19 protein-coding genes are annotated in these 19603 nt (G+C 74.0%); 14 read left to right on the forward strand and 5 right to left on the reverse strand.

The window, feature by feature from the left end; all coding sequences use genetic code 11:
- Positions 1–61 precede the first annotated feature (61 nt).
- From atpA to ACI8AX_RS00715, 5 genes are all read left to right on the forward strand, one after another.
- The gene (gene atpA / locus ACI8AX_RS00695; RefSeq protein ID WP_456547860.1) at positions 62–1696 is read left to right on the forward strand and encodes a F0F1 ATP synthase subunit alpha; all 1635 of its coding nucleotides are present in this window, start codon (positions 62–64) and stop codon (positions 1694–1696) included.
- Positions 1697–1699: 3 nt separating this feature from the next.
- Positions 1700–2674 (forward strand): F0F1 ATP synthase subunit gamma, encoded by a 975-nt coding sequence (locus tag ACI8AX_RS00700; RefSeq protein ID WP_456547861.1) that lies wholly within the window; start codon positions 1700–1702, stop codon positions 2672–2674.
- Positions 2675–2695: 21 nt separating this feature from the next.
- Entirely contained in the window at positions 2696–4132 is a 1437-nt protein-coding gene (gene atpD, locus ACI8AX_RS00705; protein ID WP_456547862.1) for a F0F1 ATP synthase subunit beta, read from the forward strand.
- A 139-nt stretch (positions 4133–4271) separates the two neighbouring features.
- Entirely contained in the window at positions 4272–4661 is a 390-nt protein-coding gene (locus ACI8AX_RS00710) for a F0F1 ATP synthase subunit epsilon (protein ID WP_456547863.1), read from the forward strand.
- Positions 4662–4713: 52 nt separating this feature from the next.
- Complete coding sequence (locus ACI8AX_RS00715) at positions 4714–5115, forward strand: DUF2550 domain-containing protein (RefSeq protein WP_456547864.1); 402 nt, start codon at positions 4714–4716, stop codon at positions 5113–5115.
- Here the strand turns inward: ACI8AX_RS00715 and ACI8AX_RS00720 are convergent.
- Positions 5112–5690 (reverse strand): cob(I)yrinic acid a,c-diamide adenosyltransferase, encoded by a 579-nt coding sequence (locus ACI8AX_RS00720; protein ID WP_456547865.1) that lies wholly within the window; start codon positions 5688–5690, stop codon positions 5112–5114. The two genes, ACI8AX_RS00715 and ACI8AX_RS00720, sit on opposite strands and share 4 nt — an antisense overlap.
- Positions 5691–5746: 56 nt before the next feature.
- Between ACI8AX_RS00720 and murA the strand changes: the two genes are divergently transcribed.
- The gene (murA, locus tag ACI8AX_RS00725) at positions 5747–7027 is read left to right on the forward strand and encodes a UDP-N-acetylglucosamine 1-carboxyvinyltransferase (protein ID WP_456547866.1); all 1281 of its coding nucleotides are present in this window, start codon (positions 5747–5749) and stop codon (positions 7025–7027) included.
- Between the two features lie 3 nt (positions 7028–7030).
- On the opposite strand, the gene ACI8AX_RS00730 is transcribed toward murA, so the two are convergent.
- Positions 7031–7354, reverse strand: a complete 324-nt coding sequence (locus tag ACI8AX_RS00730; protein ID WP_456547867.1) for a hypothetical protein — start codon at positions 7352–7354, stop codon at positions 7031–7033.
- 157 nt (positions 7355–7511) lie between these two features.
- Here ACI8AX_RS00730 and ACI8AX_RS00735 point away from each other — a divergent pair, with 157 nt between their 5' ends.
- Positions 7512–9539 (forward strand): protein meaA, encoded by a 2028-nt coding sequence (locus ACI8AX_RS00735; RefSeq protein ID WP_456547868.1) that lies wholly within the window; start codon positions 7512–7514, stop codon positions 9537–9539.
- A gap of 13 nt (positions 9540–9552) precedes the next feature.
- Here ACI8AX_RS00735 and ACI8AX_RS00740 read toward each other — a convergent pair whose 3' ends face one another.
- Positions 9553–10581, reverse strand: coding sequence for a Gfo/Idh/MocA family protein (locus ACI8AX_RS00740; RefSeq protein ID WP_456547869.1), 1029 nt, complete (start codon positions 10579–10581; stop codon positions 9553–9555).
- A 128-nt stretch (positions 10582–10709) separates the two neighbouring features.
- Between ACI8AX_RS00740 and ACI8AX_RS00745 the strand changes: the two genes are divergently transcribed.
- From ACI8AX_RS00745 to ACI8AX_RS00760, 4 genes are all read left to right on the forward strand, one after another.
- Complete coding sequence (locus tag ACI8AX_RS00745) at positions 10710–11981, forward strand: diguanylate cyclase domain-containing protein (RefSeq protein ID WP_456547870.1); 1272 nt, start codon at positions 10710–10712, stop codon at positions 11979–11981.
- A gap of 9 nt (positions 11982–11990) precedes the next feature.
- Positions 11991–12773: an enoyl-CoA hydratase-related protein gene (locus tag ACI8AX_RS00750; RefSeq protein WP_456547871.1), complete on the forward strand. Its 783-nt coding sequence runs from the start codon at positions 11991–11993 to the stop codon at positions 12771–12773.
- A 134-nt stretch (positions 12774–12907) separates the two neighbouring features.
- The gene (locus tag ACI8AX_RS00755) at positions 12908–13438 is read left to right on the forward strand and encodes an NUDIX hydrolase family protein (RefSeq protein WP_456547872.1); all 531 of its coding nucleotides are present in this window, start codon (positions 12908–12910) and stop codon (positions 13436–13438) included.
- Between the two features lie 232 nt (positions 13439–13670).
- On the forward strand, positions 13671–15035 hold the full coding sequence (locus ACI8AX_RS00760) for a dicarboxylate/amino acid:cation symporter (protein ID WP_456547873.1): 1365 nt from the start codon (positions 13671–13673) through the stop codon (positions 15033–15035).
- A gap of 51 nt (positions 15036–15086) precedes the next feature.
- Here the strand turns inward: ACI8AX_RS00760 and ACI8AX_RS00765 are convergent, their stop codons facing one another.
- Positions 15087–15947, reverse strand: coding sequence for a hypothetical protein (locus ACI8AX_RS00765; protein ID WP_456547874.1), 861 nt, complete (start codon positions 15945–15947; stop codon positions 15087–15089).
- Positions 15948–16030: 83 nt separating this feature from the next.
- Between ACI8AX_RS00765 and nucS the strand changes: the two genes are divergently transcribed.
- The 3 genes from nucS (at position 16031) to ACI8AX_RS00780 (ending at position 18878) form a co-directional block, all read left to right on the forward strand.
- Entirely contained in the window at positions 16031–16702 is a 672-nt protein-coding gene (nucS, locus tag ACI8AX_RS00770; protein WP_456547875.1) for an endonuclease NucS, read from the forward strand.
- A gap of 83 nt (positions 16703–16785) precedes the next feature.
- Positions 16786–18567, forward strand: coding sequence for a 3-hydroxyacyl-CoA dehydrogenase family protein (locus ACI8AX_RS00775; RefSeq protein ID WP_456547876.1), 1782 nt, complete (start codon positions 16786–16788; stop codon positions 18565–18567).
- Between the two features lie 74 nt (positions 18568–18641).
- Positions 18642–18878, forward strand: a complete 237-nt coding sequence (locus ACI8AX_RS00780) for a hypothetical protein (RefSeq protein WP_456547877.1) — start codon at positions 18642–18644, stop codon at positions 18876–18878.
- A 67-nt stretch (positions 18879–18945) separates the two neighbouring features.
- Here the strand turns inward: ACI8AX_RS00780 and ACI8AX_RS00785 are convergent, their stop codons facing one another.
- A complete protein-coding gene (locus ACI8AX_RS00785) occupies positions 18946–19602 on the reverse strand; it encodes a class F sortase (protein ID WP_456547878.1) in 657 nt (218 codons plus the stop codon).
- Position 19603 lies beyond the last annotated feature (1 nt).

The following is a 19603-nucleotide window of genomic DNA, read 5'->3' on the forward strand; positions in this document are numbered from 1 at the left end:
ACCGCCACCCACCCAGCCCGCACCACAGACACGAACCCCCGCAGGGAAGAGGACGCGAGCCATGGCCGAGCTGACGATCTCCGCAGACGAGATCCGCAGTGCCATCCAGAACTACGTCACCGAGTACTCCCCGGACGTCTCCCGGGAAGAGGTCGGGATCGTCACCGAGGCCGGCGACGGCATCGCCCGGGTCGAGGGCCTGCCCTCGGTCATGACCAACGAGCTGCTCGAGTTCGAGAGCGGCGTGCGCGGTCTGGCGCTGAACCTGGACGTGCGCGAGGTCGGCGTCGTCATCCTCGGCGACTTCGCCGGCATCGAGGAGGGCCAGCAGGTCCGCCGCACCGGCGAGGTCCTCTCGGTGCCGGTCGGCGAGGGCTACCTCGGCCGCGTCGTCGACCCGCTGGGCAACCCGATCGACGGCGGCGGCGCCATCTCCACCTCCGGCCGCCGGGCGCTGGAGCTGCAGGCGCCCACCGTCGTGCAGCGCAAGTCGGTGCACGAGCCGCTGCAGACCGGCATCAAGGCGATCGACGCCATGACGCCGATCGGCCGCGGCCAGCGCCAGCTGATCATCGGTGACCGGCAGACCGGCAAGACGGCGATCGCCATCGACGCGATCATCAACCAGAAGCAGGCCTGGGCCACCGGCGACCCGGCGCAGCAGGTCCGCTGCATCTACGTCGCGGTCGGCCAGAAGGGCTCGACGATCGCCTCGATCCGCTCGGCCCTCGAGGAGGCCGGCGCGATGGAGTACACGACCATCGTCGCCGCCCCGGCCTCGGAGGCCGCGGGCTTCAAGTACATCGCCCCCTACACCGGCTCGGCCATCGGCCAGCACTGGATGTACGAGGGCAAGCACGTGCTGATCGTCTTCGACGACCTCACCAAGCAGGCCGAGGCCTACCGCGCGGTCTCGTTGCTGCTGCGCCGCCCGCCGGGCCGCGAGGCCTACCCCGGCGACGTCTTCTACCTGCACTCCCGGCTGCTGGAGCGCTGCGCGAAGCTCTCCGACGACCTGGGCGCCGGCTCGATGACGGGTCTCCCGCTCATCGAGACCAAGGGCAACGACGTGTCGGCCTACATCCCGACCAACGTCATCTCGATCACCGACGGGCAGATCTTCCTCGAGACCGGTCTGTTCAACTCCGGCGTCCGCCCGGCGATCAACGTCGGCATCTCGGTGTCCCGCGTCGGTGGCTCGGCGCAGATCAAGGCCATGAAGTCGGTGGCCGGCCGTCTGCGGCTGGACCTCGCCCAGTTCCGCGAGCTCGAGGCGTTCTCCTCGTTCTCGTCCGACCTGGACGCCGCCAGCCGCGCCACCCTGGACCGCGGCCAGCGCCTGGTCGAGCTCCTCAAGCAGGGGCAGTACAGCCCCTACCCGGTCGAGCGGCAGGTCGTCTCCCTGTGGCTGGGCACCACCGGCAAGCTGGACAAGGTCCCGGTGAGCGAGGTGCGCCGGTTCGAGTCGGAGTTCCTCGACTTCATCGGCCGGGGTGACAACGGCGTCTACGACGAGATCCGCACCTCGCGGGCGCTCGGCGACGACGCCGTCTCCAGCCTCGAGCGGGCGATCGAGACCTTCTACGGCCAGTTCCAGCTGTCCGACGGCGGCACGCTGCTCAACGAGCCCGAGGCCGAGGCGATGGACGCCTCGGAGCGTGGCCAGGAGCGCGTCCAGGTCAAGCGGAGCGCCTGACCCATGGCCGGAAACCTCCGCGCGCTGCGGCGCCGCATCCGCTCCACGAAGTCGACGAAGAAGATCTTCTCGGCCCAGGAGCTGATCGCCGGCGCCCGCATCGTGCGCGCCCAGGCGCGGGTGGAGGCCTCCAAGCCGTATGCCCGCGAGATCACCCGGGTGCTGTCGGCGCTGGCGTCCTCGGCGTCGCTGGACCACCCGCTGCTCACCGAGCGGCAGAACCCGCGGCGGGCGGCGGTGCTCGTCATCACCTCCGACCGCGGGTTCGCGGGGTCCTACAACGTCAACGTGCTGCGCCGCACCGAGGAGCTGCTCTCGCTGCTGCGGCAGGAGGGCAAGGAGCCGGTCCTCTACGTCGTCGGCCGCAAGGGCGAGACGTACTACCGGTTCCGCAACCGGAAGATGGCCGACACCTTCACCGGGTTCTCCGAGCAGCCGTCGTACCCCGACGCGCAGGCGGTCGGCCAGGCCCTCATCGACGTCTTCACCGCCGGTGAGGACGACGACGAGACCGGCGGTGCCGGTGCCGACGGCGTCCTCGGCGTGGACGAGCTGCACATCGTCTACACCGAGTTCCGCTCGCTGCTCTCGCAGGTCCCGGTCGCCAAGCGGATGGCTCCGCTGGAGGTCGAGGAGGTCGAGGAGTTCGACTACGAGCGGGAGGACCGTGAGGCCGGCCGCACGGCCGACTCCGGCGTCCCCACCTCGTACGAGTTCGAGCCCTCGGCCGAGGCGCTGCTCGACGCGCTGCTGCCGAAGTACGTCACCACCCGCATCTACGCCTCGATGCTGGAGGCCGCGGCCTCCGAGTCGGCGTCCCGGCGGCGGGCGATGAAGTCGGCGTCGGACAACGCGGAGGAGCTGGCCAAGAACCTCGCCCGGCAGGCCAACCAGATCCGCCAGGCAGACATCACCCAGGAGATCAGCGAGATCGTCGGCGGCGCCGACGCGCTGGTCGCCGCGAACGCAGACGACTGAACGAGGGCAGGAGAGCCACTCATGACCGTCACCGAGGACCGTCCGACCACCCAGGCGACCGGCCGCGTCGTCCGGGTCACCGGGCCCGTCGTCGACGTCGAGTTCCCCCGCGACGCGATGCCCGACCTGTTCAACGCCCTGGAGGTCGAGGTCACCCTCGCCGACCTGGGCAAGACGCTGACCCTCGAGGTCGCCCAGCACCTGGGTGACAACGTGGTGCGCACCATCTCCATGCAGCCCACCGACGGGCTGATCCGCGGCGCCCAGGTCGCCGACACCGGCCGGCCCATCTCGGTGCCGGTCGGCGACGTGACCAAGGGCCACGTGTTCAACGCCCTCGGCGAGTGCCTGGACACCCCGGGCTGGGGCGCCGACGCGCCGCACTGGGGCATCCACCGCAACCCGCCGCGGTTCGACCAGCTCGAGGGCCGCACCGAGATGCTGGAGACCGGCATCAAGGTCATCGACCTGCTCACGCCCTACGTGGCCGGCGGGAAGATCGGCCTGTTCGGCGGCGCCGGCGTGGGCAAGACGGTGCTCATCCAGGAGATGATCCGCCGGGTCGCCCAGGAGTTCGGTGGTGTGTCGGTGTTCGCCGGCGTCGGCGAGCGCACCCGTGAGGGCAACGACCTCATCACGGAGATGACCGAGTCCGGCGTCATCGAGTCCACCGCGCTGGTCTTCGGCCAGATGGACGAGCCGCCGGGCACCCGCCTGCGGGTCGCGCTGTCGGCGCTGACGATGGCGGAGTACTTCCGCGACGAGCAGAACCAGGACGTGCTGCTCTTCATCGACAACATCTTCCGGTTCACGCAGGCCGGCTCCGAGGTGTCCACGCTGCTGGGCCGCATGCCCTCCGCCGTGGGTTACCAGCCGACCCTGGCCGACGAGATGGGCCAGCTCCAGGAGCGGATCACCTCGACCCGTGGCCGTTCGATCACCTCGATGCAGGCGATCTACGTCCCCGCCGACGACATCACCGACCCGGCGCCGCACACGACCTTCGCCCACCTGGACGCCACGACGAACCTGTCGCGGCCCATCTCGGAGAAGGGCATCTACCCGGCCGTCGACCCGCTGGACTCCACCAGCCGGATCCTCGACCCCCAGTACGTCGGGCAGGAGCACTACCAGGTCGCGCAGCGCGTCAAGCAGATCCTGCAGCGCTACCAGGAGCTCCAGGACATCATCGCCATCCTCGGCATCGACGAGCTCGGCGAGGAGGACAAGGTCACGGTCAACCGGGCCCGGCGCATCGAGCGCTTCCTCTCGCAGAACATGTTCGTGGCCGAGGCCTTCACCGGTCAGCCCGGCTCCTTCGTGCCGCTGTCGGAGACCCTCGAGGCCTTCAAGGCGCTCACCGAGGGCCAGTACGACCACGTGCCGGAGCAGGCCTTCTTCATGTGCGGTGGGCTCGAGGACCTCGAGCGCAACGCGGACAAGCTGAAGAAGGGCTGACGCCGGACGCAGTCCGCAGGGTCGACCCGCTCCGGCCGACGTGGAGCCCGCCACGGTGCGGCTCCAGCGTCGCCGGAGCGGGTCAGCCCGCACCTGCGTCGCCGTCTACATCCGATCCACAAATACCCCGAGGAGTGTCGTGGCGACCCTGCAGGTCGAGTTGGTGGCCGTCGAGCGGACCATCTGGTCCGGCGAGGCGAGCATGGTCATCGCCCGCACCACCGAGGGCGAGCTCGGTGTGCTGCCGGGGCACGCGCCGCTGCTGGGGCAGCTGGCCGACGGCGGCGTCGTGACGATCCGCACCACCGAGGGCGAGGACCTCGTCGTGGCCGCGCACGGCGGCTTCCTGTCGGTCTCGCCGCAGGGCGTCTCCATCCTGGCCGAGACCGCGGAGATCTCCTCCGAGATCGACGTCGAGCGCGCCCGCGAGGCGCTGCGCCGCGCCGAGGGCGAGGGCGACGACCCCGAGGCGCTCGCCGCCGCCCGCCGGGCCCAGAGCCGGCTGCGCGCCGCCGGCCAGGAGGCCTGAGCTCCCTGCCGGTCACCGCCGCCCACCAGCAGCCGATCCCCGGACGCGTCGCATGACCACCGTGGTGCTGGTCCTGGTCGGGGTGGTGCTGCTCGTCCTGGTCGTGGCCTTCCTGCTGCGCCGGCGGTTCCTGCTGTCCGGCCTCGGCGCGGTGACCATGTGGCTGCGGCCGGGCGGCTCCTCACGCTGGTCGGTGGGCGTCGCCTGGTACGGCGGGGACGCGCTGCTGTGGTACCGCGCCCTGTCGCTGTCCGTGCGCCCCCAGCAGCGGCTGTGCCGAGGCGAGCTGCAGGTCGGTGGCCGGCGCGGCGCGACCCGGGACGACGTCGCGCTGCCCGACGACGTCGTCGTCCTGTCGTGCTCCACCGCGGACGGTCCCCGGGACCTGGCGATGGACCCTTCGACGGTGACCGGCTTCCTGTCCTGGGTGGAGTCGGCCCCGCGCGGTCGCTAGCGGTCCCGCCCGCCGCCGGGCCGCCAGAGCACGTCGCCGTCGGGGTTGGCGCGGCGGGCGAGGATGAACAGCAGGTCCGACAGCCGGTTCAGGTAGCGCGCGGTCTCCGGGTTGGTGCGGTCGGCGTCGGCCTCCAGCAGCGCCCACACGCTGCGCTCCGCACGCCGGGCGACGGTCCGTGCCTGGTGCAGCAGCGCGCCCAGCGGCGTCCCGCCCGGGAGGATGAAGCTGGTGAGCGCCGCGAGGTGCTCGTTGTGCTCGTCGCAGGCCGCCTCCAGCCGGGCGGTGTACTCCGCGGTCACCCGCAGGGGCGGGTGGGCCGGCTCGGGCACGATCGGGGTCGAGAGGTCGGCGCCGACGTCGAACAGGTCGTTCTGCACGCCGCGCAGGAGGTCGGCGATCGCCGCGGGCGGCGAGCCGAGGGCCAGCGCCACGCCGAGGACGCTGTTGGTCTCGTCGACGTCGGCGTAGGCCACCAGTCGCGGATCGGTCTTCGCCACCCGGCTCATGTCGCCGAGGTGGGTCTGCCCGGCGTCCCCGGTGCGCGTGTAGATGCGGGTCAGCCGGACGGTCATGCCGGGCAGCCTATGTGCCTCCGACGCGTGACCGCGGGTCGCCGTAGGGTGATCGCGTGGAGTGCTTCGAGGTCACCGGCGGCACCGCGCTCGCCGGCCGCGTCCGCGTGACCGGGGCCAAGAACAGCGCCCTCAAGCTCATGGCCGCCGCCCTGCTCGCGGCGGGCCGCACCACGATCGACGAGGTCCCCGACATCCTCGACGTCGCGATCATGAGCGAGGTGCTGCGCCGGCTGGGCTGCGGCGTCTCCTACGAGCGGCGGCCCGGCACGGGGGGCGGCGGCCGGGTGACGATCGACGTCCCCGAGCAGCCGGGCACCGAGACCGACTACGACCTGGTGCGCAAGATGCGGGCCTCGATCAGCGTCCTCGGGCCGCTGGTCGCCCGCTGCGGCAGCGCCCGCGTCGCCCTGCCCGGCGGGGACGCGATCGGCTCGCGCGGGCTGGACATGCACATCTCCGGCCTCGAGCGGCTGGGCGCCACCATCGACAGCGAGCACGGCTTCCTCGTGGCCAAGGCGCCCCGCCTGGTCGGGACGACGATCTGGCTGGACTTCCCCTCCGTCGGCGCCACGGAGAACCTCGTGATGGCCGCCGTGCTGGCCGAGGGCACCACCGTGGTCGACAACGCCGCCCGCGAGCCGGAGATCGCCGACCTCTGCGCCATGCTCAACGCGATGGGCGCCCGGATCGACGGCGCGGGCACCTCCACCATCACCGTCCAGGGCGTGGCCGGGCTGCACCCGGTCGAGTACACGACCGTGACCGACCGCATCGTGGCCGGCACGTGGGCCATCGGCGCCGTCATGACCCGCGGGGACGTCGTGATCGAACGGGCGGTCCCCGAGCACCTCACCGTCGCCCTCGACAAGCTCACCGACGCCGGCGCCACCGTCGAGGTGCTGCCCGAGGGCCTGCGCGTGGTCATGGCCGACCGGCCCCGGTGCGTCGACATCGTGACGCTGCCGTTCCCCGGCTTCCCGACCGACCTGCAGCCCATGGCGGTCGCGCTGGCCGCCGTCTCCTCGGGCACGGCGCTGGTCACCGAGAACGTGTTCGAGGGCCGCTTCATGTTCGTCAACGAGCTGGTCCGGCTCGGCGCGCACGTGCGCATCGACGGCCACCACGCCGTCGTCCGCGGGCGCGAGCGGCTCTCCAGCGCCCCGGTGCTCGCCACCGACATCCGGGCGGGGGCCGGCCTGGTGCTGGCCGGGCTGGTCTCCGACGGGGTCACCGAGGTGGCCGACGTCCACCACGTCGACCGGGGCTACCCGGACTTCGTCGACCAGCTGCGCGGGCTCGGCGCGACGATCGAGCGGGTCACGAAGGCCGACTGAGGCTCAGCCGGGGAAGGTGGCCGCCAGTTCCCGGGCGCGCTCGGCGTCCTCGCGGAAGACCAGCACCTCGGCCCGGTGCGGCGCGGGGAACCGCACGGTCGAGCGGATGCCGGCGTCGGAGAGGACCGCTCGCAGCGCCAGGGCGGACTCGCGGCTCGAGGCGGTCGCGACGCGGGTCAGCAGCCCGTCGTCGGCCGGGGCGGGGCGGCGCCGGCTCTGCGTGCCGCCGTTGCCGAAGGCCCAGCGCATGAACAGGGCGAGCAGGGCCAGGACGGCGAAGACCACGACCGGCCCCGCAGGGTGGAACACGCTGTCCGCGACCGCCACGGCTCACCTCCCGACCGCCGCCCCTCGTGCCGGGGCCCGACCCGGGCGGAACACGGGTCGAGGGGGCACGGGGATCCTCCCGCCGTCCGAGTGTGCCACCGCGCGGCCACCCGGGGGCGGGGATGCTACTGGCGGGTAACCCCCCTATCCTCCCTCCATGCCGTTCCCCTCGTCGCCGGAGGAGCGCGACCGTCCCTGGGTCATGCGCACCTACGCGGGCCACTCCTCGCCCGCGGAGTCCAACGCCCTGTACCGCCGCAACCTGGCCAAGGGCCAGACCGGCCTGTCGGTGGCCTTCGACCTGCCGACCCAGACCGGCTACGACCCCGACGACGAACTCGCCGTCGGCGAGGTCGGGAAGGTCGGCGTGCCGGTCACGCACATCGGCGACATGCGGGCGCTGTTCGACGGCATCCCGCTGGACGAGATGAACACGTCCATGACGATCAACGCGACGGCGATGTGGCTGCTCGCGCTCTACCAGGCCGTCGCCGAGGAGCACGGCCACGACGTCAGCAAGCTGGCCGGCACCACGCAGAACGACATCATCAAGGAGTACCTGTCGCGGGGGACCTACGTGTTCCCGCCCGGGCCCTCGATGCGGCTGATCACCGACATGGTCGCCTACACGGTCACGGCGATGCCGAAGTGGAACCCGACCAACATCTGCAGCTACCACCTGCAGGAGGCCGGGGCGACGCCGGTGCAGGAGATCGCCTACGCGCTCTCCACCGCCATCGCGGTCCTGGACTCGGTGCGCGACTCGGGCCAGGTGCCGCAGGAGAAGTTCGGCGAGGTCGTCGCGCGCATCTCGTTCTTCGTCAACGCGGGGGTCCGCTTCGTCGAGGAGATGTGCAAGATGCGCGCCTTCACCCAGCTGTGGGACGAGCTGACCAGGAAGCGCTACGGCGTCGAGGACCCGAAGCACCGCCGGTTCCGCTACGGCGTCCAGGTCAACTCCCTCGGCCTGACCGAGGCCCAGCCGGAGAACAACGTCCAGCGGATCGTGCTGGAGATGCTCGCGGTGACGCTCTCCCGCGACGCCCGCGCCCGCGCGGTGCAGCTGCCGGCCTGGAACGAGGCGCTCGGCCTGCCCCGGCCGTGGGACCAGCAGTGGTCGCTGCGGCTGCAGCAGGTCCTGGCCTACGAGACCGACCTGCTCGAGTACGAGGACCTGTTCACCGGCTCGGTCGTGGTCGAGCGGAAGGTCGCGGAGCTGGTCGAGGGCGCCCGCGCCGAGATGGCCCGCGTGGAGGAGATGGGCGGCGCCGTGGCCGCCGTCGAGTCCGGGTACATGAAGGGCCAGCTGGTCGCGTCCCTCGCGGAGCGGCGTCGCCGGATGGAGAGCGGGGACGACGTCGTCGTCGGCGTGAACCGCTTCGACAGCACCGAGCCCAACCCGCTGACCGCCGACCTCGACACCGCGATCATGGTGGTCGACCCCGCCGTCGAGAACGCGGCGCAGGAGGCCGTCCGGAAGTGGCGGGCCGAGCGGGACCCCGAGCCGGTCGAGCGGGCGCTGGAGCGGCTGCGCCGGGTCGCGGGCACCGACGAGAACCTCATGGACGCGACGCTCGAGTGCGCCCGCGCCGGCGTGACCACGGGGGAGTGGGCCGGGGTCCTGCGCGAGGTGTTCGGCGAGTACCGCGCGCCCACCGGTGTCGCCGCGGCGACCGGCGGGGAGGCCGGGGAGGGCCTGGCCGCCGTGCGCGAGCGGGTGCGCGCCACCGGCGAGGAGCTCGGCGGCCGGCTGCGCTTCCTGGTCGGCAAGCCGGGGCTGGACGGGCACTCCAACGGCGCCGAGCAGATCGCCGTCCGCGCCCGGGACGCCGGCTTCGAGGTCGTCTACCAGGGCATCCGGCTCACCCCCGCGCAGATCGTGTCGGCCGCCGTCGAGGAGGACGTGCACGTCGTCGGGCTGTCGGTGCTGTCGGGCTCGCACCTGCAGGTGGTGCCGGCGGTCCTGAGCGGCCTCGAGGAGGCCGGCCTGGACGACGTCCCGGTCGTCGTCGGCGGGATCGTCCCCGACAGCGACGCCCGCCGGCTGCGGGAGCAGGGCGTGGCCCGGGTGTTCACGCCCAAGGACTTCGGCCTGACCGACATCATGGGCCAGATCGTCGACGTCGTCCGCGAGGCGAACGGGCTCCCCGCGGACTCCGGCGACCGGGTCCCGGCGCCGGCCTGACCGCGGTCGCGGCTCAGCCGAGCCGGACGACCTCGCCCGTGGTCCCGCTGACCCGGGCGGCGTCCAGCACGGTGGCGGTGGCGACCGCGTCGCGGGGGTCGACGGGCACCGGCCCCTCGCCGCGGACCGCCGCGGCGAAGGCGGGGTAGAAGACGTCCCACCGGCCCCGCTCGGTCGGGACGGTCTCCCCGTCGTCCCCGCGGCGCAGCCGGCCGTACCGCTCCGGCGGCTCGACGCCCCAGCGCTCTCCGTCGGTGGCCGGCGTCCGGCCGGCGAGGAGGGCGGCCTCCTGCCCGTCCATGGGACCGCCGACGACGTAGGCGCCCTCGGTGCCCGAGACCCGGAACCGGTCGCCCGGGGCGCCCTGGCTCCAGCTGCCCCACAGGTGGGACCGCGCGCCGTCGGCGTGGGTGAGCGCGATGAAGACGTCGTCGTCCAGCCCGCTGTCCCGCACCCGCCACTCGGCGTAGACCGCGGTGGCCGGGCCGAGCAGCACGAGCGCCTGGTCGACCAGGTGGCTGTGGAAGTCCCGCAGCGTGCCGCCGCCGGCGGCCGGCGGACCGGGCTCCGGGGCGAACCGCTCGAACCGCGACTCGAACCGGGTCACCCGGCCGAGCCGGCCGTCGGCGACCAGGGCGCGCGCGGTGCGGAAGTCGGAGTCCCACCGGCGGTTCTGGTACGGCGCGAGGGGCAGCCCACGGGCCGCGGCGAGGTCGACGCTGCGCCGGGCGGCCGCGGCGTCGAGCGCGAACGGCTTGTCGCAGACGACGGCGAGACCGAGCTCCAGGGCGCGGTCGGTCAGCGCGCTGTGGGTGTCGGCCGGGGTCGAGATCGCGACGGCCTCCGCGCCGGCCGCCGCGAGCTCCTCCAGCGAGCCGAACGTGGCCAGGCCGGGGTGGTCGGCGGCGACGAGGGCCTGCCGCTCCGGCGAGGTCGTCACCACGCCGAGGAAGTCGACCTCCGGTGCCGAGGCGAGCAGGGGGGCGTGGAACCACCGGCCACCGAAGCCGTAGCCGACCAGGCCGAAGCGCACAGGATGCATCCCGCGATCATGCACCCGCCCACCTCGCCGGGCGGCTCCCCGGAGCCGGCCCGGCCGTCCCGGGGCGATTCCACCCGCCGTACCGCAACGTGTGTGCACGGTGACCGAGAGCGGTTAACGTGCGCTGGGTGGAGTCACCCCGCAGCGCCGTCGCCGACCCCGCTCGGCTCGCCGCCCTCGCCAGCTACCGGCTGGGGGGCCACGCAGGGAACGACGACCTCGACGCGGTCGTCGCCTACATGGCCCGCGCCCTCGACGCACCCATCGCGGTGATCAACCTCGTCGGTCCCGACCTGCAGTGCTTCCCGGCGGAGATCGGCGTCGGGGTGCCGTTCTCCGAGGTGCCCGACGAGCTGTCCTTCTGCGCGTACGTGGTCGCCACCGGGGAGCCGCTGGAGGTCAGCGACGCCCTGGCGCACCCGGTGTTCGCCGAGAACCCCGCCGTGGCCGCCGGGGCGATCCGGTCCTACCTGGGCGTGCCGCTGGTCGACGAGGACGGCTTCGTCCTCGGCTCCCTCGGCGTCTTCGACGACGACGTGCGCACGTTCCTCGGCGACGACCTCGACGTCCTGCAGATCCAGGTGCGGCTGGTGCGCAGCGTGCTGTCGCTGCGGCGGCAGGTCGCCGCGCACCGCTGGGACGCGCGGCTGCTGGAGCTGCAGAACCGTGCGCTGGAGTGCGTCGCGACCGGCGGTCGCCTGGAGGAGGTCCTCGACCTCGTCGCCGCCGCCGTCCGCGGGCTGGCCCCGGAGGCCGACGCGAGCCAGCGCCTCGCGCTGGACGACACCGTGGCCCGGCTGTCCGCCATCGCGAGCGAGGCCGACGCCTGGCGCCGTGCCCTGACCCGCACCGCCCGGCAGGACCCGCTGACCGGGCTGGCCAACCGCGGCCACCTGATGGCGGCCGGCGAGGAGGCCCTGGCCGGCCGGGGCGGCGCGGTGCTCTTCGTGGACGTCGACCGGTTCAAGGAGGTCAACGACCGCGCCGGTCACGCCGTGGGCGACCGGCTGCTGACCCGCCTGGCGCAGCGGCTGGACGCGGGCCTGGCCGGTCTCCCCGGCGCGGTCGTCGGCCGGCTGGGCGGCGACGAGTTCGCCGCGGTCCTGCCGGGGCTGACCCGGGAGGAGGCCGCGGCGCTGGGGGAGCGGCTGGTCACCGAGCTCGCCGACGAGGTCGAGGTGGGACGGCGGACCGTGCGGGTCTCGGTCAGCATCGGCCTGGCCCTCGCCGAGCCCGGGACGACGTTCCCCGAGGTGCTGGCCGAGGCGGACCTGGCCATGTACGGCGCCAAGGCGCGGGGCCGCGGCCTGCTGCACGCCGGCGCCGGCGGCGACCTCCCCGTGCCGCGGCCCGGCGAGGACCTCCCGGCGGCCGGTGCCGCGGAGGCCACCGCTCGGTAGCGTCGCCGCATGAGCGCAGACGCCAGCGACGGCGCGCCCCGGGTCGAGCGGGACTGCGACGTCGTCACCGTCACGATGTGCCGCCCGGCGAGGCGCAACGCCCTCTCCCGCGAGCACCTGGGCCAGCTCCTGCGGGCGGTGACCGAGGCCGGTGGCACCGACGCGACGGGGATCGTGCTCGCCGCCGAGGGGCCGGTGTTCAGCGCCGGCCACGACTTCGCCGACGTCGCCGGGCGCCCGGTCGCCGAGGTGCGCAGCCTGCTGGCGCTGTGCACGGAGCTCGTGCAGACCCTGCAGGCGGTGCCCCAGGTCGTCGTGGCCCGCGTGCACGCGCTGGCCACCGCGGCCGGCTGCCAGCTGGTCGCCTCCTGCGACCTGGCCGTGGCGGCGGAGTCGGCGGGCTTCGCCGCGCCGGGCGGCAAGGGCGGGTGGTTCTGCCACACGCCGATGGTCGCCATCGCGCGCAACGTCGGCCGCAAGCGCGCGATGGAGCTGGCGCTGACCGGCGACGTCATCGACGCCCGCACCGCGCTGGACTGGGGGCTGGTGAACCGGGTGGTCCCCGACGCGGAGCTCGACGCCGCCGTCGCCGACCTGGTCGGCCGGGCCACCCGCGGCTCGCGGGCGAGCAAGGCCTGGGGCAAGTCGACGATGTACGCCCAGCTGGACCGGCCGGAGCGGGACGCCTACGACATCGCCGTCGAGGTCATGGCCGCCGCCAGCCAGCTCGACGGGGCCCGCGAGGGGATGGCGGCGTTCCTCGAGAAGCGGCCGCCCGTCTGGCCGGACTGAGCAAGGACCCCCGTGCTCCCCACGCCTCGCTCCGCTCGTCGCGGGCCGCTGCACGGGGGCCGGGACGCCCCCCGGCTGCGCTCGGCGTGGGCCCCTGCAACGGGGGCCGGAGCTGCGTCGGATAGACAGTCCCCGTGACCGATGTGACCGAGTCCGACGCCGGCTGGCTCGCCCCCGAGGAGATGGACGCCGCCCGCGGGCGGCTGCCGATCGTCTACGTCGACGCCGTGCCGGTCCGGGTGGACGACCAGGGGTCGGTCACCGCGGTCGGCCTGCTGTTGCGGATGGGCGAGGACGGGCAGGTGAAGCGGGCGCTGGTGTCCGGTCGCGTGCTCTACCACGAGCGGGTCCGCTCGGCGCTGCTGCGGCACCTGGAGAAGGACCTCGGCCCGCTCGCGCTGCCGCGGGTGCCCCCGGCGCCGCAGCCGTTCACCATCGCGGAGTACTTCCCGACCCCCGGGGTGACGCCGTTCCACGACCCGCGCCAGCACGCGGTGTCGCTGGCCTACGTCGTCCCGGTCGAGGGCGACTGCGCGCCCCAGCAGGACGCGCTGGAGCTCACCTGGTTCTCCCCGGAGGAGGCGCGCGACCCCGGGGTCCTCGCCGAGCTGGCCGGCGGCCAGGGGACGCTGCTGCTGCAGGCGCTGGCCCACCTGGGGGTCTGACCTGAGCGGAGTCGCGCGAGCGCGGTTCCCGCACCCGGGCGACTCCGCCGCCGGGCGTGAGACCGCGCACAGCCGGGACTGAGGCCGGCCCGCCCGGCATTGGACCTGCCGTGCACGACACCTGGGGCCTCACGAGGCGGCGCGCCGTCGACTACGGGCGCGTGACGACCGACCGCTGACGCGGACCCGCGTCCGGTCCCACCCCCTTCCTCGCTCTCCAGGAGTCCTCCCCGTGCTCGCACGTCTCCGCCGCGTCCCGTTCGCGGCGCAGGTCCTGCTCGGCCTCGCGCTGGGCGTCGTCCTCGGGCTCGTCGCCCGGGAGATCGGTCCCGTCGCCGACGGGACCCCGAACTGGCTGACCAGCACCCTGCAGACCGTCGGCAGCACCTTCGTCACGCTGCTCAAGGCCCTGGTGCCCCCGCTGATCGTGACGGCGGTCATCGTCAGCATCGCCAACCTCAAGCAGGTCTCCAACGCCGCCCGGCTGGCCGGCCAGACCCTGCTGTGGTTCGCCGTCACCGCGCTGATCGCCGTCGCCATCGGCATCGGCCTCGGGCTGCTGACCGAGCCCGGCCGCAACAGCTCCGTCGACGCCGCCGCCCAGGACGTCCCCGAGACCACCGGCTCCTGGTGGGACTTCCTCACCGGCCTGGTGCCCTCGAACATCCTCGGCCTGCAGGGGTCGGCGGGCGCCGACGGATCGATCGGCCTGTCGTTCAACGTGCTCCAGCTGATCGTGCTCTCGGTCGCGATCGGCGTGGCCGCGCTCAAGGTCGGCCGGCCGGCCGAGCCGTTCCTCGGCCTCGTCCGCTCGGCGCTGGCGATCGTGCAGAAGGTGCTGTGGTGGGTCATCCTCCTGGCGCCGCTGGGCACGGTCGGCCTGATAGGCAACGCCGTCGCCAGCTACGGCTGGGAGTCCCTCGGCTCGCTCGGCGTCTTCGCCGGCTCCGTGTACGCGGGCCTGGCCCTGGTCCTCTTCGTCGTCTACCCGGTGCTGCTGCGGCTGCACGGCCTCTCGCCGGTGCGGTACTTCGCCGGCGCCTGGCCGGCGATCCAGCTGGCGTTCGTGTCGCGCTCCTCGATCGGCACGCTGCCGGTGACCGAGCGGGTGACCGAGCAGAACCTGGGCGTGCCGCGCTCCTACGCCTCGTTCGCCGTGCCGCTGGGCGCGACGACCAAGATGGACGGCTGCGCGGCGATCTACCCGGCGCTGGCGGCCATCTTCGTGGCGCAGTTCTTCGGCGTGGACCTGTCGGTGACCGACTACCTGCTCATCGCGCTGGTGTCGGTGGTCGGGTCGGCCGCGACCGCGGGCGTCACCGGCGCGGTGGTCATGCTGACCCTCACGCTGTCCACGCTGGGCCTCCCGCTGGCCGGCGTCGGGCTGCTGCTGGCCGTCGACCCCATCCTCGACATGGGCCGGACCGCGGTGAACGTCGCCGGCCAGGCGCTGGTGCCGACGATCGTGGCCAAGCGCGAGGGCATCCTCGACGTCGAGCGCTACCGGTCCACCTCGACCGTCGACCCGATGGCCCCGGCGGAGGACGCCGGCGGGGTCGACGCCGACCTGCGCGAGCCGCAGCCGGCCGGCGTCTGATCGACCGGTCCGCGGGCCCGGCTCCCCTCGGGGGCCGGGCCCGCGGTCGTCTCAGGCCCGCAGGTCGGCGCAGCCGGCCTCGTGCGGCAGCAGCGGGCGGAACGACAGCGCCCACCGGGAGCCGTCGGCCGCCACCCAGGGCGTCCGGGCGTTGGCCGCCCGGGCGGCCTCGAGCACCGGGGCGACGTCGGCCCCGGTCACGGTCAGGCAGGACAGGCCCAGCGCCGGCTCGAGCGGCTCGCCCGGCAGCTGCGGCCCGGGCCAGGTCGCGTCGGCCTGCGGCAGCTCGGGGTCGGTGTCCGTCTCCGTCCACGGGCGGCTCACCACCGCGAGGGCGGCCGGGACGTAGCCCTCGGACGACGTGGCCGTGGTCGCGGTGACCGCGTCGAGCAGACCGGTCAGCGCGGCCCGGCCCTCCTGCTGCTCCGGGGTCAGGCCGTCGGGGACGCCGGCCCCCTCGGCCAGGGCGTACACCTCCCGCACGGAGGTGCCCTCGGCGGTCACCAGGGTGAAGCGGGTGGACGCGGCATCGGCGATCGGCGGGCTGCCCAGGTCGCCGGTCTCCGCCACCCCGGCGGCCAGCGCCTGCTCGACCAGCAGCCGGACGGCGGCCTGGTCGACCTGCGCCACCTGGACGTTGGGGAGCGCCGGGCCGGGGTAGATGGCCGGCACCGGCCCCTCGGAGAGCACCCGCCCGTCGGAGTAGACGCTGACCAGCGGCAGCCGGGTCGCGAGCATCTCCGGCGTCACGAACCCGCCGGTGTAGGACACCTGCAGGACCAGCCCCTCGGGCAGCTCCGGCGCGGACGGCGGGCTGCCCGCCTCCCCGCCGTCGTCCGGGCGCTCGGCGCACGAGCACAGCAGCACCAGCGCCAGGACGGCGAGCACGCCGCGCAGTGGGGTCCGCGTCACGGTCGGACGACGTCCGGCGTCGCACGCCGGTTCCCGGGCGGTCGCGCCGGTCCCACCCGTCCCGCCCGGTACCGTCGCTCCCCGTGCGCCTGGTCATCGCCCGCTGCTCGGTCGACTACATCGGGCGGCTGACCGCCCACCTCCCCATGGCCAGCCGGCTGCTGCTGGTCAAGGCCGACGGCTCGGTGTCGGTGCACGCCGACGACCGGGCCTACAAGCCGCTGAACTGGATGACCCCGCCCTGCTCGCTCCGCGAGGAGCTCACCGACGGGGCCGGCACCTGGACGGTGACCAACAAGGCGGGGGAGCAGCTGGTCATCACCATCGAGTCGGTGGAGCACGACTCCTCGCACGAGCTGGGTGTCGACCCCGGCCTGCAGAAGGACGGCGTGGAGGCCGAGCTGCAGCGGCTGCTCGCGCTGCACGTCGAGACCTTCGGCGAGGGCTGGTCCCTGGTGCGCCGCGAGTTCCCGACGGCCATCGGCCCGGTGGACCTGCTGTGCCGCGACGCGGCGGGGACGACCGTGGCCGTCGAGGTCAAGCGGCGCGGTGAGATCGACGGCGTCGAGCAGCTCACCCGCTACCTCGAGCTGCTCAACCGCGACCCGCTGCTCGCCCCGGTCCGCGGCGTCTTCGCCGCCCAGGAGATCAAGCCGCAGGCCCGCGTGCTGGCCACCGACCGGGGCATCGACTGCCTGACCGTCGACTACGCCGTCCTCAAGGGCACCGACGACCCGTCCCAGCGGCTGTTCTAGTTACCGGCCGGTAACCCGGGCGCGCGGACCGCGCGCGCGGGTGGGAGACTCCCCGACGATCAGCGATCGGGAGGAGTGGCAGCGTGGCCAGAGAACTGACCGAGGTCGGCGTCGTCGGCCTGGGCACCATGGGTGCCGGGATCAGCGAGGTGCTCGCCCGGGCGGGCCTGTCGGTGACCGCCGTGGACGTCGACGACGAGGCGGTCGGCCGCGGCCGGGCGCACGTGGAGCAGTCGACCGAGCGTGCGGTGAGCCGCGGGAAGCTGGAGACCGCCGAGCGGGACGAGATCCTGGGCCGGATCCGCTACTCGACCTCGCTGGAGGACCTGGCGCACGCCGAGCTGGTCATCGAGGCGGTGCCGGAGCGGATGGAGCTCAAGACCGAGATCTTCGGCAAGCTCGACGCGATCTGCCCGCCGGACACGATCCTGGCGACCAACACCTCCAGCCTGTCGGTGACCGAGCTGTCGGTGGCCACCGGCCGGCCGAGCCGGGTCATCGGGATGCACTTCTTCAACCCGGCGCCGGTCATGAAGCTGGTCGAGGTCGTGCGCACGGTGGTCACCGAGCCGTCGGTGGTGGAGGACGTCGAGGCGCTGGCCGCGCGGCTGGGCAAGGTCGACGTCACCATCGGGGACCGGGCGGGCTTCATCGCCAACGCGCTGCTGTTCGGCTACCTCAACCACGCGGTGTCGATGTTCGAGAACCGCTACGCGTCGCGGGAGGACATCGACGCGGCCATGCGGCTGGGCTGCGGCCTGCCGATGGGCCCGCTGGCGCTGATGGACCTCATCGGCATCGACACCGCCTACGAGATCCTCGACACGATGTACAAGCAGTCGCGCAACCGGCTGCACGCGCCCAGCCCGATCATCAAGCAGATGATGACCGCGGGGCTGCTGGGCCGGAAGACCGGCCGCGGCTTCTACACCTACGCCCAGCGCGACTCCGCCGAGGTCGTCCCCGACGCGCAGACCCCCGAGCCCGGCGGCGCGTCGGCCGGCGCCCGGCCGGTCCAGGCCGTCGGCGTCGTCGGCTCGGGCACCATGGCCACCGGCATCATCGAGGTCGTGGCCAAGGGCGGCTACGACGTGCTGTTCCACGCCCGGTCGGCGGAGAAGGTCGAGGCCGTCACCAAGGCGCTGACCAGGTCGCTGGACAAGCAGGTCGCCCGCGGCCGGCTCGACGAGGCCGCCCGCGACGAGGCGCTGTCCCGGGTGCGCGGCACCACCGACCTGGACGAGATGGCCGACCGCGACCTGGTCGTCGAGGCGGTCGTGGAGTCGCTGCCGGTCAAGGAGGCCCTCTTCGCCGCCCTCGGCGAGATCGCCAAGCCCGGTGCCGTGCTCGCCACGACCACCTCGAGCCTGCCGGTGATCGAGTGCGCCCGCGCCTCCGGCCGCCCCGCCGACGTCGTGGGCCTGCACTTCTTCAACCCCGCGCCGGTGATGAAGCTGGTCGAGGTCGTCTCCACCATCTCCACCGCCGACGACGTCACCGCCACCGCCTACGCCGTCTGCGAGAACCTGCGCAAGCACCCGGTCTCCTGCACCGACCGGGCCGGGTTCATCGTCAACGCGCTGCTGTTCCCCTACCTCAACGACGCGGTGAAGATGCTCGAGGCGCACTACGCCACCGCCGACGACATCGACGCCGCGATGAAGGTCGGCTGCGGCTACCCGATGGGGCCCTTCGAGCTGCTCGACGTCGTCGGCCTGGACGTCTCGCTGGCCATCGAGCGGGAGCTCTACACCGAGTTCCGCGAGCCCGGCTTCGCCCCGGCCCCGCTGCTGGAGCACCTGGTGACCGCCGGCTACCTCGGCCGCAAGACCGGGCGCGGCTTCCGCGACTACGCCCGCAGCTGACAGCGGTGCCCCGCCGGCGCGCACGGTCCGGGTCGCGTCCTCCGGGACCCGACCCGGCCCGGCGTGCAGAGCGGGTGGAGGAGGCGGCCGACGGCGACTGGGTGGTCCGGTCGCTGACCGGCGCGGCGAGCACCAAGAGCTACCGCTGCCCGGGCTGCGACCAGGAGATCCGGCCGGCGACGCCGCACCTGGTCACCTGGCCGGCCTACCCGCGCGACTCCGACCTGGACCCGTGGGACACCGACTCGGCCGCCGACTCCCGACGCCACTGGCACGCCGCCTGCTGGCGGGCCCGAGGTCGCCGGCGCTGATGGAGGACCCCCTCGCCCCCCACGCCACGCTCCGCGCGGCGCGGGTCCCTGCGACGGGGCCGTTCCATCACGTCGCGGTGGCGAAGACGACGACGTTGTCCCGGTAGCTGCGCCGGTCGCGGTCGAACTCCCCGCCGCAGGTCACCAGCCGCAGCTGCGGGTCCGGCGTGGGCCCGTAGACCGCCTCGGTGGGGAAGGCGTCCTTGGGGTGGCGCTCCACGCGGGTCACGGTGAACTGCGCCGTCGTCCCGTCCGCGCGGTCCACGAGCACCTCGTCGCCCGGGGTCAGGTCCCGCAGCCGCCAGAACACCGCCGGCCCGGCGGTCGAGTCGACGTGGCCGGCGAGCACCGCCGGACCGACGTCCCCCGGTGCGGGGCCGCCGTCGAACCACCCGGCCAGCGCGGGGTCGGCCGGCGTCTCGAGTGCTCCCGCGGGGTCCACGCCCAGCCGCTCCAGCGGGCTGTCGACGCCGATCCCCGGCACGCGGACCCGGACGGGGTCGGCGACCGCGCCGGGCGCCTGCGCCCGGAGGACGGCGGGCGGGCCGGCCGCCGCGGCCGGGACGGGCGCCTCCCGCGTCGGCGGTGGCGCGTCGTCGAGCAGCGCCACGGTGCCCGCGACGGCCGCCACCACTGCGAGCAGGGCCCGCACCACGGTCAGCCGGTTCCAGCGCGGCGCCCGGTGCCGGGACGGCGGCCGGCGGTGCCGGGCGGGATGCGGCACG

This window comes from Blastococcus sp. SYSU D00813 (assembly GCF_054050735.1).